This window comes from Phytobacter sp. V91 (assembly GCF_965644225.1).
Lineage (GTDB): Bacteria > Pseudomonadota > Gammaproteobacteria > Enterobacterales > Enterobacteriaceae > CBFFRJ01.
Map to the genome: position 1 here is coordinate 1 of NZ_CBFFRJ010000361.1, position 251 is coordinate 251.

The following is a 251-nucleotide window of genomic DNA, read 5'->3' on the forward strand; positions in this document are numbered from 1 at the left end:
ATACAGCTCAGCTAAGGTAAGGCTAATACAGATAAGGACTCCACTGAACCCCACCGATTAAATCGCACCTTCCTTATCAAGACATCGTTCTTGATTAATTCAATAAAAACTTTATCTCTTGTTTAAAGTCTAATTAAAACAGGAGATAAAAATGAAAAAAACAGTGATCACCAAAAAGAACAGAAAGGGATTTTCCTTACTTGAATTACTTCTTGTACTTGGTATAGTCGCAGCACTGGTCGTCGGGGCAT

General features: G+C 36.7%; 1 protein-coding gene. It reads left to right on the forward strand.

From position 1 onward, the window contains the following. Nucleotides 1-151: 151 nt before the first annotated feature. Nucleotides 152-251 (forward strand): prepilin-type N-terminal cleavage/methylation domain-containing protein (locus ACSZO4_RS26010; protein WP_437891952.1); only part of this gene is annotated, 100 nt, incomplete at its 3' end.